Annotated in this window: 15 protein-coding genes and 1 pseudogene; 11 read left to right on the forward strand and 5 right to left on the reverse strand. The window is 72.7% G+C overall.

Features of this window, described 5'->3' with window-relative positions:
* Positions 1–19 precede the first annotated feature (19 nt).
* The 8 genes from ABD140_RS28650 (at position 20) to ABD140_RS28685 (ending at position 9158) form a co-directional block, all read left to right on the forward strand.
* Positions 20–1960: an acetoacetate--CoA ligase gene (locus ABD140_RS28650; RefSeq protein ID WP_344244134.1), complete on the forward strand. Its 1941-nt coding sequence runs from the start codon at positions 20–22 to the stop codon at positions 1958–1960.
* Between the two features lie 48 nt (positions 1961–2008).
* Positions 2009–4168, forward strand: a complete 2160-nt coding sequence (locus tag ABD140_RS28655; RefSeq protein ID WP_344244135.1) for an acyl-CoA dehydrogenase family protein — start codon at positions 2009–2011, stop codon at positions 4166–4168.
* Entirely contained in the window at positions 4165–4932 is a 768-nt protein-coding gene (locus tag ABD140_RS28660; RefSeq protein ID WP_344244136.1) for an enoyl-CoA hydratase, read from the forward strand. The genes ABD140_RS28655 and ABD140_RS28660 overlap by 4 nt, the downstream gene beginning before the upstream one ends.
* 155 nt (positions 4933–5087) lie before the next feature.
* A complete protein-coding gene (locus ABD140_RS28665) occupies positions 5088–6173 on the forward strand; it encodes an S-(hydroxymethyl)mycothiol dehydrogenase (RefSeq protein ID WP_344244137.1) in 1086 nt (361 codons plus the stop codon).
* Positions 6170–6799, forward strand: coding sequence for an MBL fold metallo-hydrolase (locus ABD140_RS28670; RefSeq protein ID WP_344244138.1), 630 nt, complete (start codon positions 6170–6172; stop codon positions 6797–6799). Before ABD140_RS28665 ends, ABD140_RS28670 begins: the two co-directional genes overlap by 4 nt.
* 129 nt (positions 6800–6928) lie before the next feature.
* Positions 6929–7621, forward strand: a complete 693-nt coding sequence (locus tag ABD140_RS28675; RefSeq protein ID WP_344244139.1) for a nitroreductase family protein — start codon at positions 6929–6931, stop codon at positions 7619–7621.
* A gap of 11 nt (positions 7622–7632) precedes the next feature.
* Positions 7633–8046, forward strand: coding sequence for an acyl-CoA thioesterase (locus tag ABD140_RS28680; protein WP_344244140.1), 414 nt, complete (start codon positions 7633–7635; stop codon positions 8044–8046).
* A complete protein-coding gene (locus ABD140_RS28685; protein ID WP_344244141.1) occupies positions 8043–9158 on the forward strand; it encodes a zinc-binding dehydrogenase in 1116 nt (371 codons plus the stop codon). Before ABD140_RS28680 ends, ABD140_RS28685 begins: the two co-directional genes overlap by 4 nt.
* 286 nt (positions 9159–9444) lie before the next feature.
* On the opposite strand, the gene ABD140_RS28690 is transcribed toward ABD140_RS28685, so the two are convergent.
* The 4 genes from ABD140_RS28690 to ABD140_RS28705 form a co-directional block, all read right to left on the reverse strand.
* Complete coding sequence (locus ABD140_RS28690; protein WP_344244142.1) at positions 9445–10050, reverse strand: TetR/AcrR family transcriptional regulator; 606 nt, start codon at positions 10048–10050, stop codon at positions 9445–9447.
* 59 nt (positions 10051–10109) lie between these two features.
* Complete coding sequence (locus ABD140_RS28695) at positions 10110–10871, reverse strand: SDR family oxidoreductase (protein WP_344244143.1); 762 nt, start codon at positions 10869–10871, stop codon at positions 10110–10112.
* Positions 10872–10918: 47 nt separating this feature from the next.
* Complete coding sequence (locus ABD140_RS28700) at positions 10919–11428, reverse strand: hypothetical protein (protein WP_344244144.1); 510 nt, start codon at positions 11426–11428, stop codon at positions 10919–10921.
* A gap of 106 nt (positions 11429–11534) precedes the next feature.
* On the reverse strand, positions 11535–12437 hold the full coding sequence (locus ABD140_RS28705; protein ID WP_344244145.1) for an oxygenase MpaB family protein: 903 nt from the start codon (positions 12435–12437) through the stop codon (positions 11535–11537).
* Positions 12438–12531: 94 nt separating this feature from the next.
* Here ABD140_RS28705 and ABD140_RS28710 point away from each other — a divergent pair, with 94 nt between their 5' ends.
* The 3 genes from ABD140_RS28710 to ABD140_RS28720 all read left to right on the forward strand — a co-directional run bounded on the left by ABD140_RS28710 (position 12532) and on the right by ABD140_RS28720 (position 15241).
* Positions 12532–13161, forward strand: a complete 630-nt coding sequence (locus ABD140_RS28710) for a TetR/AcrR family transcriptional regulator (protein WP_344244146.1) — start codon at positions 12532–12534, stop codon at positions 13159–13161.
* 98 nt (positions 13162–13259) lie between these two features.
* Positions 13260–14471: an RNA-guided endonuclease InsQ/TnpB family protein gene (locus ABD140_RS28715; protein ID WP_344244147.1), complete on the forward strand. Its 1212-nt coding sequence runs from the start codon at positions 13260–13262 to the stop codon at positions 14469–14471.
* 128 nt (positions 14472–14599) lie between these two features.
* Positions 14600–15241 carry a Crp/Fnr family transcriptional regulator gene (locus ABD140_RS28720; protein WP_344244148.1) on the forward strand — a complete coding sequence of 214 codons (642 nt, stop codon included), beginning with the start codon at positions 14600–14602 and terminating at the stop codon, positions 15239–15241.
* Positions 15242–15424: 183 nt separating this feature from the next.
* Here the strand turns inward: ABD140_RS28720 and ABD140_RS28725 are convergent.
* Positions 15425–15637, reverse strand: a pseudogene (locus ABD140_RS28725) (hypothetical protein); the annotation flags it as partial.

Here is a 15637-nt window from a genome sequence, read left to right on the forward strand (position 1 = left end):
GAAATAGCTGGAGGCCGTCGTGCAGGAGGGCACCACCCTGTGGGAGCCGTCGCAGGAGACCGTCGAGCGGGCGCGGATCACCGCGTTCATGCGGGCGCTGCCGTCGCGGCCCCGCACCTACGACGAGCTGTGGCGCTGGTCGGTGACCGACCTCGACGGCTTCTGGCAGACGGTCTGGGACCACTTCCAGATCGTCGGCGACCGGGGTGACGGGCCGGTGCGCGAGGGCGGGCCGACACCGGTGGACGGGCTGCGCTGGTTCCCCTCGGCGCGGTTGAACTACGCCGAGAACATGCTGCGGCACGCCGCCGAGCTGCCCGACCGCACGGCCGTCGTCTACCGCACCGACGACGGCGCCACGGTGGAGATCACCTGGGCCCGGCTGGCGGAGCAGGTGGCCGGGGCGCGGGCGGGACTGGCGGCGCTCGGCGTCGGCCGCGGCGACCGGGTGGCGGCCTACGTGCCCAACCGGCCGGAGGCGCTGGTCGTCATGCTGGCCGCGGCCTCGCTGGGCGCGGCGTGGTCGTCGTGCTCCCCGGACTTCGGGGCGCCCAGCGTCATCGACCGGTTCCAGCAGATCGAGCCGAAGGTCCTGCTCGCGGTGGACGGCTACGTCTACAACGGCAAGGCCTTCGACCGGCGCGGAACGGTCGAGGAGATCCGCGCGGCGCTGCCGACGCTCGCCGCGACCGTGCTGATCGACGCCGTCCCCGGCGAGCCGATGGCGGACGTGCTCCCCTACGCCGGGCTCGCCCGGCCCGCCGAGCCCGCCTTCGACCGGGTGCCCTTCGACCAGCCGCTGTGGATCCTGTACTCGTCCGGGACCACCGGCCTGCCCAAGCCGATCGTCCACGGGCACGGCGGGATGGTGCTGGAGCACGTCAAGTCGCTCGCCCTGCACCAGGACCTCGGGCCGGACGACGTCTTCCTGTGGTTCACCACCACCGGCTGGATGATGTGGAACTACCTGGTCAGCGGCCTGATGCTGGGCGCGACCATCGTGCTGTTCGACGGCGCGCCCGCCGGGGACGTGCTGTGGCGGCTGGCCGCCGAGACCGGCACGACCCACCTGGGCCTGGGCGCCCCGTACATCATGGCCTCCCGCAAGGCGGGCCTCACGCCGGGCGCGAGCCTCGACCTGTCGGCGCTGCGGCTGATCGGCTCGACCGGCTCGCCGCTGCCGCCCGAGGGGTTCTCCTGGGTGTACGAGGAGGTCGAGCGGGACGTGCTGCTGGGCTCGCTGTCGGGCGGCACGGACGTGTGCTCGGGGTTCGTGGGGCCGGTGCCGCTGCTGCCGGTGCGCGCCGGGGTGATCCAGTGCCGTGCGCTCGGCGCGAAGATCGAGGCGTTCGACGAGGCGGGCCGCCCGGTCGTGGACGAGGTCGGCGAGCTGGTGCTGAGCGAGCCCATGCCGTGCATGCCGGTCGGGTTCTGGAACGACCCGGGGAACGCGCGCTACCGGGAGGCCTACTTCGAGGACTTCCCCGGCGTGTGGCGGCACGGCGACTGGGTGAAGGTGCTGCCCGACGGCGGCTGCGTCATCTACGGCCGGTCGGACTCCACCCTCAACCGGGGCGGCATCCGGATGGGCACGAGCGACTTCTACCGGGTGGTGGAGTCGTTCGAGGAGATCGCCGACAGCCTGGTCATCGACACCGGGAAGCTGGGCGCGGAGGGCGAGCTGATCCTGTACGTGCAGCTCGCGCCGGGCGCGGAGCTGAGCGAGGAGCTGCTGGGCCGGCTGCGCGGCGCCCTGCGCGCCGACCTGTCGCCCCGGCACGTCCCCGACCGCTTCGTCACCGTTCCCGGCGTGCCGCGCACGCTGTCGGGCAAGAAGCTCGAAGTCCCCGTCCGCAAGATCCTCCAGGGCGCCGACCCGGACAAGGCGGTCAACCGCGGCGCCCTGGCCGACCCGTCGGTCCTGGAGCACTACCTGCCGCGTCCGGCGGAATCCGCCTGACCCGGAGCCGCTCGACCGCGGGCCGCGGGAGGCGGCAGACTGCTGCGCATGAGAACAGAACGTGATTCGGCCGAGGGCCTGCGGGCACTGCGGACCGAGGTCGGGGCCTTCCTTCGGGAGTGGCGGGAAGAGGGGCGTTTCACCCCTCGGTGCGACTCCTGGCTGCGCGACCACGACCCGGCCTTCTCCCGCGCCCTGGCCGAACGCGGCTGGATCGGCCTCACCTGGCCCCGCGAGTACGGCGGGGCGGAGCGTTCCCACCTCGCCCGGCTCGTCGTCACCGAGGAGCTGCTGCGGGCGGGCGCCCCGGTCGCCGCGCACTGGATGGCCGACCGGCAGATCGGGCCCGCGATCCTGCGGCACGGCTCGGCGGAGCTGAAGCGGCGCTTCCTGCCCGGCATCACCCGCGGCGAGACCACCTTCTGCGTCGCGATGAGCGAGACCGAGGCGGGCAGCGACCTGGCGGCGGTGCGCACCACCGCCGCCCTCACCGGCGAAGGGTGGCTCCTCAACGGGCGCAAGGTCTGGACGAGCCACGCCCACCGCTCCTCCCACGCCTACGTCCTGGCGCGCACCGACGCGTCCGGACGCAAGCACGAGGGGCTCAGCGAGTTCCTGCTGGACCTGGCGACGCCCGGCGTGACCGTCCGGCCCCTCTTCGACCTCTCCGGGGAGCACCACTTCAACGAGGTGTTCTTCGACGACGTGCTCATCCCCCACGACCAGCTGCTCGGCGTCGAAGGCCAGGGCTGGAAGCAGGTCACCGAGCAGCTGTCGTTCGAGCGCGGCGGCGCGGAACGGGTGCTCAGCACCTATCCCCTGCTCGCGGCGTTCGTCTCCGGCGTCGAGCCCGGCGACTCCCTGGCCGTCCAGGCCGCCGGGGAGCTGACCGCGCGGCTGTCCGTGCTGCGGGCGATGGCCTGGCGGGTGGCCTCCGACATGGACGGGGGCCGCGCGCCCATCCGGGAGGCCGCCCTGCTCAAGGCGCTCGGCACCGCCTTCGAGAAGGACGTCGTGGAGACCGTCCGGCGGGTCCGCGGCACCCTGCCCGACCCGGCGGGCGGCGATCTGGAGCGGCTGATGGCCCGTGCGGTGCCCGCCGTCCCCGGATTCAGCCTGCGCGGCGGCACCACGGAGATCCTCGGCACCATCGTCGCCAAGGGCCTCACCTCGGACGCGCCCGCCCGGCCGGGCAGAACCCCGCTCGGCGAACTGGCGGCGGACGTTCTGGACGGACGCGGACAGGATCCCGGGTTGTGGGAGGAACTGCGCGAGCTGGGCTGGTCGGGCGCGGGCCTGCCGGAGGAGCTCGGCGGCGGCGGAGGCGCTCTGCAGGACCTGCTGACCCTGCTGGAGGCGGTCGGCGAGCACGGCGCGGCCGTCCCGCTCCTGGAGACCTCCCTGGCCTGCTGGCTGCTCGTCCGGGCCGGACGCCCCCTCCCCGCCCGGATGACCGCGACGGTGGCCCTGCCCGGGGCCGGCCTGCGGACGGGCGAGACGCTCGACGGGACGATCGAGCGCGTGCCCTGGGCGGCCGCGGCCGAGCTCGTCATCGTGCCGCTCGACGGTGAGCTGGTGCTGCTGGACGCCGCCGTCCCCGGCTGGCGCGTCGAGCCCGGACACAACCTGGCCGGCGAGCCGCGCGACACGATCCACCTGGACGGGTGCCGGATCCCGCCCGGCCACCGGATCGCCTGCGACCTCACCCGCGAGACCGTCCTGGAGCGGACCGCCCTGCTGCAGGGCGCCCAGATCGTGGGGGCCCTGCGCACCGCGCTGCGGCTCGCCGCCGACCACGCCCGCACCCGCGAGCAGTTCGGCCGGCCCCTCGCGGCGTTCCAGGCGGTCTCCCTGACGCTGGCCGAGGCCGCCGCCCGGGTCGAGGGGGCCGAGACCGCGCTGGCGCGGGCCGCCGAAGCCGGAGCGGGCGCCCCCGTGGCCGCGCTGCGCCTGTGGCTGGCCGAGGCCGCCGGGGAGGTCGCCGCGGCCGCCCACCAGGTGCACGGCGCGATGGGCATCACCCGCGAGCACCCCCTGCACCACACGACCCGCAGACTGTGGGCGTGGCGGGACGAGGGCGCGGACGCCCGGCACTGGGCCGGGACGCTCGTCCGCGCCGTCGGGCAAGGGCCCGGCGACGACGCGCTGTGGCGGACGACCGGCGTGGACACCGCAGATGGACAGGACGACCGAGGAGGACGGGCATGAGCGAGTGGAAGACGCTGCGGCTGGAGAGCCGCGACGACGGGGTGCGGGTGCTGACGCTGGACGACCCGGCGCGGCACAACGCCATCAGCTTCGCGATGCGCGACGAACTCGTCGACTGCGCCGCCCGGCTGCGCGCCGACCGCGACGCGCGGGTCCTCGTCGTCACGGGAGCGGGCCGCTCGTTCTGCTCCGGCGCCGACCTGGGTGAGCTGTTCGGCGCCGAGGACCTGCCCGTGCGGGAGGTCCGCGACGACGCCACCCGCATGTACGAAGCCTTCCTCGCCGTGCGGGACCTGCCGCTCCCCACGATCGCCGCGGTGCAGGGCCACGCGATCGGCGCCGGCCTGAACCTGGCGATGTCCTGCGACATCCGCCTGGCCGCGCCGCAGGCGAAGTTCAGCGCGACGTTCAGCCGGATCGGCCTGCACCCCGGCGGCGGATGCACCTACTTCCTGGTGGAGGCCCTGGGCCGCCAGCGCGCCCTGGCCGTCCTCCTGGAGGGCGGCACCCTCGCCGGAGAGCAGGCGGTCCGCCACGGCCTGGCCCTGGAACTGCACGACGACCCCCTGGCCGCCGCCCTGGAGATGGCCCGCAGGTTCGCCTCCGTGCCCCCCGGCCTGGCCCGCGACATCAAGAACGCCGTCGGCCTCGCCGCCACCCAGGGCTTCGAGGCCACCCTCGCCTTCGAGGCCTGGGCCCAGGCCGACTCCTCCACCCGCCCCGCCACCCGGGAGAACCTGAACCGCACGTTCCGCAGGCCCTGAACGCCGCCCGCGGCGGCGAGCGGGTCGCGGCCCCTCCCGCGGGCCGGAGGGAGGTCCGGGGAGCGCGGCCGTCGTCCACAGGCGCTGCGCCCCGGCCCTCGCCGATCAGGGAGAATGGACTTTCAGGGAGCGAGCCGAAGGAAGGCGAAGGACATATGGCGCAGCGTGTACGCGGGGTCATCGCACCCGGGAAGAACGAGCCCGTGCGGGTGGAGACGATCATCGTTCCGGATCCCGGGCCGGGCGAGGCCGTGGTGAAGGTGCAGGCGTGCGGGGTGTGCCACACGGACCTGCACTACAGGCAGGGCGGGATCAACGACGACTTCCCGTTCCTGCTGGGGCACGAGGCCGCCGGGATCGTGGAGTCCGTCGGCGAGGGGGTCACCGAGGTGGCACCCGGTGACTTCGTGGTGCTCAACTGGCGGGCGGTGTGCGGGCAGTGCCGCGCCTGCCTGCGCGGGCGGCCGTGGTACTGCTTCAACACCCACAACGCGAAGCAGAAGATGACGCTGGAGGACGGCACGGAGCTGTCCCCGGCGCTGGGGATCGGGGCGTTCGCCGACAAGACGCTCGTGGCGGCCGGGCAGTGCACCAAGGTCGACCCGGCCGCCAAGCCCGAGGTGGCGGGGCTGCTGGGCTGCGGCGTCATGGCGGGGATCGGCGCGGCCATCAACACCGGCGGCGTGACGCGCGGCGACTCGGTGGCGGTCATCGGCTGCGGCGGGGTCGGCGGGGCCTCCATCATGGGCGCGCGGCTGGCGGGGGCGCGGCGGATCATCGCCGTGGACATCGACCAGCGCAAGCTCGACAAGGCGCTCGAGCTGGGCGCCACCCACACCGTGAACTCGCGGGAGACCGACGCGGTCGAGGCGGTCCGCGAGCTGACCGAGGGCAACGGCGCGGACGTCGTCATCGAGGCTGTGGGCCGCCCCGAGACCTACGAGCAGGCCTTCTACGCGCGCGACCTCGCCGGGACCGTGGTGCTGGTGGGCGTGCCGACGCCGGAGATGAAGATCGAGCTGCCGCTGCCGGAGGTCTTCGGGCGGGGCGGGGCGCTGAAGTCGTCCTGGTACGGCGACTGCCTGCCCTCGCGGGACTTCCCCATGCTCATCGACCTGTACCTGCAGGGCCGCCTCGACCTCGGGGCGTTCGTCACCGAGACCATCGGCATCGACGGCATCGAGGCCGCGTTCGAGAAGATGCACCACGGCGACGTGCTGCGCTCGGTGGTGATCCTGTGACCGCCGCCATCACCCACCTGGTCACCTCCGGCACCTTCAGCCTGGACGGCGGCACCTGGGACGTCGACAACAACGTCTGGATCGTCGGCGACGAGCACGAGGCGATCGTCATCGACGCCGCGCACGACGCCGCCGCCATCCGCGACGCGCTCGGCGGACGCGCCCTCAAGGCCATCGTGTCCACCCACGCCCACAACGACCACATCGACGCGGCGCCCGTCCTCGCCGACGCCGCGGACGCGCCGATCCTGCTGCACCCGGCCGACCTGCCGCTGTGGGACATGACGCACCCGGACCGGCGGCCGGACGGGGAACTGGCCGACGGGGAGGTCCTGACCGTCGGCGGGATCGAGCTGCGGGTCCTGCACACCCCGGGCCACGCGCCCGGCGCGGTCTGCCTGTACGCGCCGGAGCTGGGCGCGGTCTTCACCGGCGACACCCTCTTCCAGGGCGGGCCGGGCGCGACGGGGCGCTCGTTCTCGGACTTCCCCACCATCATCGGCTCGATCCGGGAGAAGCTGCTCGCCCTGCCCGGCGACACGAAGGTCTACACCGGGCACGGCGACTCCACCACCATCGGCGGCGAGGCCCCCCACCTGGAGGAGTGGATCGCCCGGGGCCACTGAGCCGCCCCCGCCGCGAGGACGACGCCCGGACGGCGCCCCCGCCGCCGGCTGAGCGTCGCCCGCGGTCTCGGGGGTCGCGGGTCGAGGCGGGTGATCGCCGGGCGGGGCGGGGCGTGAAAGCATCGGGCCATGGAACTGCTCGAGGCTCTGCGCGGCACCGCCGCCATCAGGGAGTTCACCGACGAACCCGTCTCCGACGCCACCGTGCACCGCATCCTGGACACCGCGCGGTTCGCGCCCAGCGGCGGCAACAAGCAGGGGTGGCGGGTCGTCGTCGTCAAGGACCCCGCGGTCCGCGCGGGGATGCGGGACCTGTACCTGCCGGGCTGGCGGGACTACCGGGCGCTGGGCGAGGCGGGGCTGCGGGCGTGGTCGCCGCTGGCCGACCGGGAGGCCGAGGCCGCGGCGCTGGCCCGGGAGCCCGCCGACGACCACCGCGCCGAGTTCGCGCGCCACCTGGACGAGGTGCCGGTGATGCTCGCGGTGTTCGCCGACCTGAACGAGCTGGCGGCCGTCGACCGCGACCACGACCGCTACACGTTCGCGGGCGGCGCCTCGGTCTACCCGTTCGTGTGGAACCTGCTCCTGGCGGCGCGCGAGGAGGGCCTGGGCGGGGTGATGACGACGATCCACATCCGCGAGGAGGAGGGCGTGCGCGAGCTGCTGAAGGCCCCGGAGGGCGTCGCGCTGGCCTCGGTGGTGTTCCTGGGCCATCCGGTGCGCAGGCCGACGAGGCTGCGGCGGACGCCCGTCGCGGAGTTCGCCACGTTCGACTCCTTCGATGGGAGCCCCGTCACACCGCCAGATGTTACTGACCAGTAAGATACTTTCCCGTGAGCTACCTGTACTGGGAGAGCGTCCCGACCCGCTGGAACGACAACGACGGCTACGGCCACATGAACAACGTCGTCCACTACGAGATGATGGACACCGTGGCCAACACCTGGCTCATCCGCGAGGCGGGCTTCGACCCGTTCCACGGTGAGACCATCGGCATGTGCGTGGCCTCTCGCTGCGAGTATAAGGCCGAGGCCCGCTTCCCCGAAGTGATCAGGGTGGGGTTGCGCATCGGCAGGCTCGGCACCTCCAGCGTCAGGTACGAGATCGGCCTGCACCGCGCCGACGGCGAGACCCTCATCGCGCACGGCGACTTCACCCATGTCTTCGTCGACCGCCGGACCCGGCGGCCCGTGCCGATCACCGGGCGGATGCGCGAGGCCATGGAGAAGCTGGTGGTGGCCTCATGATCAGGACCCGCGTCTCGGTGCTGACCGAGGCCGGCCGGGAGGCGCCCTACGCCGAGTCCCGGCCGCTGGAGGTCACCGAGGTGGAGCTCGCCCCGCCGGGGCCCGGCGAACTGCTGGTGCGGATCGGCGCGGCGGGCCTGTGCCACTCCGACCTGTCGGTGATCAACGGGTCGCGGGTGCGGCCGCTGCCGATGGCGCTGGGGCACGAGGCCGCCGGCGAGGTCGTCGAGGTCGGCCAGGGCGCGGAGTTCTCCGTCGGCGACCGTGTCGTGCTGGCGTTCGTGCCCGCCTGCGGGCGGTGCGGCCGCTGCCGGTCCGGACGGCCCGCCCTGTGCGCGCAGGGCGCCGCCGCCAACGGCGCGGGCACCCTGCTGGGCGGCGGGCGGCGCATCGACGGCGGGCGGATCCACCACCACCTGGGCGTCTCGGCGTTCTCCGACCACGTCGTGGTCTCCCAGCAGTCGGCGGTCAGGGTCGACGCCGGGCTGCCGTTCGAGATCGCGGCGCTGTTCGGCTGCGCGGTGCTGACCGGTGCGGGCGCCGCCCTGCACAGCGCGCAGGTCGTCCCCGGGGACAGCGTGGCGGTCTTCGGGCTCGGCGGCGTCGGCCTGTCGGCGCTGCTGGCGGCCAAGGCCCTGGGCGCGGAGTCGATCGTGGCGGTCGACGTCGTACCCGCCAAGCTGGAGCTCGCCCGCGAACTCGGCGCCACCCACACCGTGGCGGGCGGCCCGGACGCCGTCGCGGAGCTCAGGGAGATCACCGGCGGCGGCGCGGACAAGGTCATCGAGACCGCGGGCGTCGTGCCGGTGCTGCGCCAGGCCTACGACGCGGCGGCCCCCGGCGGCACCACCGTCACCGTCGGGCTCCCCGCCCCCGGCAAGGAGCTGGCGCTGCCCGCGCTCGGCCTCGTCGCCGAGGAGAAGACCCTGCGCGGCAGCTACCTGGGCTCCTGCGCGCCCCGCCGCGACGTCCCCCGCTTCATCGAGATGTACCGCCAGGGCGTCCTGCCGGTGGACCGGCTGCTGTCCGGCACCCTGCCGCTGGAGGAGATCAACGCGGGCTTCGACCGGCTGCACACCGGCGAGGCCGTCCGCCAGGTCGTGGTCTTCTAACGGTCGTTGTCCTCCGGCGGTCGTGCGCTTCCGGCGGTCGTGGTTCCAACGGCCATAGTCTTCCGGCAGTCGCGGTCTTCCAACGGCCGCGATCTTCCGGCGGCCATGGGCTTCCCACGGCTGTGGGCTTCCGGCGGTCACGTCTTCCGGCAGCCATGGGCTTCCGGCGGCCACAGCCTTCCGGCGGCCACGGTCTTCCGACAGCCGTGGGATTCCAGCGGCTGTGGGATTCCCACGGCCGTGGGCTTCTGGTGCTCGCCTCCCGCTCGGGGGAGGCGAGCCTCCGTCAGCGGGAGGCGAGCATGCGCAGTGCCAGGTCGGCGTAGGCGGCGGTGATCTGGGCCGAGGTGCGGCTGCGCTGGCTGGGATACCAGCGGGCCACGTCGATCGCCAAGGACATGATCGCCGTGGTGGCCATGGGCGCGGCCGCGGCCTCGAACACGCCGGCCGCGACGCCCTCGTCGATCGCCTCGCGCAGGAAGGCCTCGGTCCGCCGCCGGATCCCGATCAGCTCCCGCTGGTGGGCCGAGGCCAGCGAGGCGTGCTCGTACTGCACCACCCGGCCCAGGGTGTGGTGCTCGGCGTGGAAGGTGACCATCGCCTCGACGATGGCGCGCACCCGCTCCGCCGGATCGGGATGCTCGGCGCAGGCCCGGCGTACCCGCTCGTGGTTCACCTCGTGCCCGGTGCGCGCGATCTCGTACAGGATCGCTTCTTTGGTGGCGAAGTGCATGTACATCGCGGCCGGGCTCATTCCCGCTCGCAGTGCCACCTGGCGGGTCGAAGTGCCGTGATACCCCTGCTCACCGAAGGCGTCCAGGGCCGCCATCAAAAGCCTCTGCGCCGTCGGCGGCAGGTCCGCCCAAGCCTCCTGGACGGTCTCCGCCGCCATGCGCCGCCACTCCCGTACTCGCGCTTCACCGTCCCGGCACCGGCCGGGGCAACCAGAGACTAGGCGACCGTCAGGCCGCCGTCCACGGGGATCACGACGCCGTTCACGTACGATCCGGCGCGGCTGGCCAGGAACACCGCAGCGCCCGCCATGTCGTCGGGGCGGCCGATGCGCCTGAGCGGCACCGCCTGGGCGATGGCGTCGCCGAACGCGTCGAGCGTCGCGGCCATCATCTTGGACTCGAACGGCCCGGGCGCGATCGCGTTGACGGTGATCGCCTCCGGCCCGAGCTCCTTGGCCAGCACCCGGGTGAGCTGGTGGATCGCGGCCTTGCTGGAGGTGTAGGAGTAGCGCTGGCCCGGCGTCATGATCCCGTCGATCGAACCGATGTTGATGATCCGCGCCGGGTCGTCGGCGGTGGCCGCCTCGCGCAGCCGCGGCATCAGCGCCTTGGTGAGGTAGAAGGGCGACTTCAGGTTGAGGTCGATCACCTTGTCCCACGCCGAGGAGGGGAACTCCTCCAGCGGCGCGCCCCAGGTGGCCCCGGCGTTGTTGACCAGGATGTGCAGCGGCCCCTCGATCGTCCCGGCCAGCCGCAGGCACTCCTCCTCGGTGGACAGGTCGGCCGGCACCCCGACGACCTCCCCTCCCCCGGCCTTGGACAGCTCGGCGACGGCCTGCTCCACCGCGTCGGCCTTGCGGGAGCTGATGACCACCCTGCCCGCCCCGGCCTCCAGCAGCCCCCGCGCGATCATCAGCCCGATGCCCCGGGTCCCCCCGGTGACCAGCGCGGTCTTGCCGTCCAGCCGGAACAGATCCATGAAGAGCTCCCGGTACGTCGTGAGAGGTCCGATACGAGACCAGCAGTCTACCGGCGCACGGCTTCGGCGCCGCCGGGCGTCGGCGCCTGCGGCCCGGTCCGGCGCTGGTAGGCCGGGGTGCACAGGGCGAGCGAGGCGCCCAGGCCGGCGAAGGCCAGCCCCCCGACGACTCCCACCCAGGGCGACCAGCCCTCGGCGTCGCCCGCGGTGAGGCCGAAGGGCGCGGCCGCCATGGTGGCCAGGCCGTACGGGGTCAGCAGGAGCGCGCCGGCCCAGCCGGGGACCAGCAGCGACCAGCGGGGCGGCCGCCTCCCCCGGGAGAGGACCAGAACGGCCAGGAGCACCATGCCGGCGAACGCGCCCAGGACGGTGAAGTCGAGACCGTGCTGCTCCATCCGCACCAGCACTTCGGGAGCTCCGTTCTCCCGGAACCGCGCGGCCAGGTCGCCCGACGGCCTGCCGGCCGTTCCGCCGAACGCCCAGTAGGTCTTCATCGCCGTGTAGGGAAGCAGGGACGCCGCTCCGGCCCAGGCGGCCGTCGAAGGTTTCACGTTCACACCGGAGACCCTGGCAGCCGCCCGTGGAATCCGCTTCCCGCCGGAGAGCGAACCCGCTCCCTCCGGCGGGTGATCCATCTCGGGAGCCGGGAGTAGGCCTCAGGCGCTACAGGGGGCGGGTGGCCAGGGCCCGGTCGAGGCGGGCTCGGGCGCGGGCGGCCTGGCGGGCGCGGTAGGCGATGGGCATGTAGCGGAGGCGTTCGGGGAGGTGGGGGGTGGTGCGCGCGATGGCCTGGCCCACGGCGTGCAGGAGGCGTTCGTCGCGGGGGGTCCAGGTGAGGCCGAGCCTGTCGCGGGCGGCCGGGGGGAGGGTGCCGACGGTGATGAAGCGGCCCAGGTTGCCGACCGCGGCCATCAGGGGGGCCAGGGCGGGGCGCAGCGGGGCGGGGATGCCGGGGGGCACCTTGTCCATGGCGGCCAGGACCTCGAGTGCCACCTTGTGGGGGACGAGGGTGTCGGCGACCATCGCGTCGAAGTACTTCCAGTAGTCGGGGATGGTCCGGGGGAGCATGCGCTCGGGCACGCGCAGGATGCGCCCCAGCTGGATGAACTCGTCGAAGATCTGCTGTTCCTTCTGGAGGGTGAGGGGTTCCGTCCCGAAGTAGCGGGGGGCGGTGACGGCGGCGTAGAAGCCGGTCAGGTGCACCCAGGCCCAGGGTTCGGCGGACAGCGCGTGGTGGCGGACGCCGTCCTCGTCCACGGCGCTGAGCGGCTTGTGCATCTCGCGGAGGCGCCGGCCCTCCTCGATCGCGGTCTCGCCGCCGTAGACCCAGGTCTGCACGGAGGCGAAGCTGCGCCTGGCGCGCCCCACGGGGTCGGTGCGGAAGCTGGACATCTGGTCGACGACGGTGCCGATCGCCGGGTGCATGGTCTGCAGGATGAACACGCTGTTCCCGGCCAGCGCCGAGGTGTACAGGCCCATCTGGTCCCACAGCAGGGAGCCGGGCCCGAACGGCTCGGGCTCCCGCTCCGCGGTGTCCGGGGTGAGGCTTTCCTGGATCTTGCCCACCGCTCCTCCTCAGGGGTGACGGCTGAAGGATGTCCCCCTAAGCTAAACGCGAATAAGTAGTCGCTTACAAGTCGCTTCCGGAAGGTGACGGACAATGCCTCCCCTGCCTGCGCATTCACCGCGGAAGGTGCCCCGGCAGGAGCGTTCGCGCCGCACCATGGAGCGCATCCTGGACGCCGCTACTCGCGTTCTGGCCGAGCGCGGCTACGACGGCGCGTCCACCAACCGCATCGCGGCCGCCGCCGGGCTCAGCAACGGCTCCCTCTACCAGTACTTCCCCAACAAGGACGCGATCGTGGTGGCCGTCCTGGACCGCTTCGCCGACCACCTCGCCGAACGGCTGGGCGCGGAGATCGAGGCGGCCATGTCCGAGCCCTGGCAGACCGGCGGCCGCTCCCTCCTGGAGGCCCAGATCCGCCTCCTGGAGGAGAACGCCGACCTCCTGCGCGTCGTCGTCGAGCACGTCCCCCGCCTGGGCCCCTTCGGCAAGCTCGACGCCCTCCGCCAGCGCCTCGCCGACCTGGTCCGCATCTACCTGCTGCTCAACCGCGACCGCTTCCGCCCCGGCCTCGACGTCGACGCCGCCCTGTGGATCATCACCGAGACCGTCGGCCAGCTCGCCATCCGCTACGTCCTCGACCGCCCGCCCATCCCCCACGACCGCATGGTCGACGAACTCGCCGAACTCATCATCCGCTACATCAGAAGCGAGCCGGCGCCGTGACCTGCAGGCAGGGACGACGGTCCGCCGCAAGGTCTTGGACAGCCCATCCAGCTGAGATCTCAACGTAGCCGATCACAAACAGATAGTAAGATCCCGGTGTGCGGCTCCGGTTCAACTTCCGTCTCTACCCGACATCCCATCAGCAACAAGCGCTGGCGAGAGCGTTCGGGTGCGCGCGAGTGGTGTTCAATGACGCCCTGCGTGCCCGGCAGGAGGCGCATGCGACCGGGTCGGCGTATCCCTCGGACGGGGAGTTGTCCAAGCAGGTCATCACGCAGGCGAAGAAAACCCCTGAGCGGGTATGGCTGGGCGAGGTTTCGACGGTCGTCCTCCAGCAGGCACTGGCCGATGCGAACGCCGCCTATCGGAACTTCTTCGCCTCCCTGTCCGGCAAGCGCAAGGGCCCGAAGACGGCGCGTCCCCGGTACAGGTCTCGCAAAGACCATCGGCAGGCGATCCGGTTCACCCGCAACGCACGTTTCACGGTGCTGGACAACGGGCGGCTGCGGCTGCCGAAGATCGGGGATATCCCCGTCCGCTGGTCGCGGGACCTGCCCTCGGAGCCGTCATCGGTCACCGTCATCAAGGATGCCCGCGGCCGGTACTTCGCCTCTTTCGTCGTCCAGACCACGGACGCACCCCTGCCCGAGACGGAGCACGAGGTGGGGATCGATCTGGGGCTGGCGTCGTTCGCAGTCCTCTCAGACGGCACCGTGATCGACAACCCGCGTGTACTGCGCCGGGCCGAACGCCGCCTGAAGAAGGCGCAGAGGGCCCTGTGCCGCAAGGCCAAGGGCTCGAAGAACCGTGCGAAGGCCCGTCTACGGGTCGCCGAACTCCATGCCAAGGTGGCTGATGCCCGCCGGGACCACGCCCACAAGGTCTCCACGAAGATCATCCGCGACAACCAAGCGGTCTATGTGGAGGATCTGTGTGTGAGGGGCCTGGCCCGTACCCGGCTGGCCAAATCCGTGCATGACGCGGGCTGGTCGCAGTTCGTGAACATGCTGGAGTACAAGGCCGCCCGATACGGCCGGTATTTCGCGAAGATCAACCGGTTCGAACCCACCTCGCAGATCTGCTCGACCTGCAAGACCAAGGACGGCCCCAAACCCCTCCACATCCGCCAGTGGACGTGCCCGGCTTGCGGGACCGTCCACGACCGGGACCTCAACGCAGCCGACAACACCCTGGCCGCCGGGCGGGCGGACAGACTCAACGCCTGTGGAGCGCAGGTAAGACCGGGACCTGTTCCGGCACCGCGCTGTGAAGCAGGAACCCACTCCAAGCCCACACCTACACAGGTGTGACAGGGGAGAATTCCCGCCTTTCAGGATGGGAAGGACGTCAAATCAGCAGGTGACCTGCAGTGGTCATCTGTCCGGTGTGAGGCTCCGGTTCTGCGGTGGACCATGGCGAACTGTGGCAGACAGGAGGGATGGAATTCTCTGCGGAGACGTGGGAGCTGCTCGCCTCGGCCGGTACCGAGGTGGGCTACGGGGCCGGTGAGAGCATTCTGCGGCAGGGCGATCCGCCGACGCATGTGTCGGTCCTGCTGTCCGGGCGGGTGAAGGTGCTGACCGGATCCGCGGACGGCACGGTGCTGCTGCTGGCGGTGCGCGGGCCGGGAGAGCTGCTCGGATCGATGGGCGTCATCGGCCGGCACGGGCGGTCGGCGTCCGTCGTCGCGCTGGAGCCCTGCGTCACGCGGGTGCTGGGCGCCGATCGCTTCCGGGCGCTCATCCGGGAGCACGGGCTGGAGGAGGCACTGCTGCGGCGCACGATGCGGCGGATCCTCGAAGGCGAGGCGTGGCGGGCGGAGCTGGCGGCGCTGCCCGCGGGGCCGCGGGTGGCCCGGGCACTGGAGCGGCTCGCGGCGCCCGGCGCCGACGGCCTGCCGGAGGTGTGCCTCGACCAGACGGAGATCGGCCAGGCGGTGGGCCTGTCGCGCAGCATGGTCGCCGCCGCCCTGGCCCGCTTCCGGAAGCTCGGCCTCGTGCGCACCGAACGGCGCAAAATCGTCATCCCCGACCTCCCCGGCCTGCGGACACTGGCCGGTTCGGGCCAGGCCAGCATCTGATTTCAGAGAACCTCGGGCAGACCCACCTGTCGTCCAGCGTGTCGGGTCCCCGGTCGGTGCACCGCGTGGCCTCGGGGGTCGCCCGCAAAAGAGGGGACAGACAGCAGCTCACCGGGCTGGAAGCGGCGGAGGATCAGATGTCGTGTGATCGGCGGTATCGGCTTCGTGGGTCGCGTGTGGGCGTCAGGGCGGGGCGGGGCGGGCGTGGCGGAGTTGGTGGAGGGTGTAGCCGCGGCCTGAGGGGTCCAGGGATTTGGTGGTCTGTTTGAAGAGGTATTCGGCGCGTTCGTAGGAGAGGCGGCGGCGGCCGGTGTCGGGGCAGAGGTCGGCGGGGGCGGAGAGGGTGGCGGCGGCCCCCTGGTCCGCCGCCCGGGCCCCGGCGGCGGGGGGGGGGGC

The sequence above is a fragment of the Actinocorallia libanotica genome (assembly GCF_039525175.1).
Classification (GTDB): Bacteria; Actinomycetota; Actinomycetes; order Streptosporangiales; family Streptosporangiaceae; genus Actinocorallia; species Actinocorallia libanotica.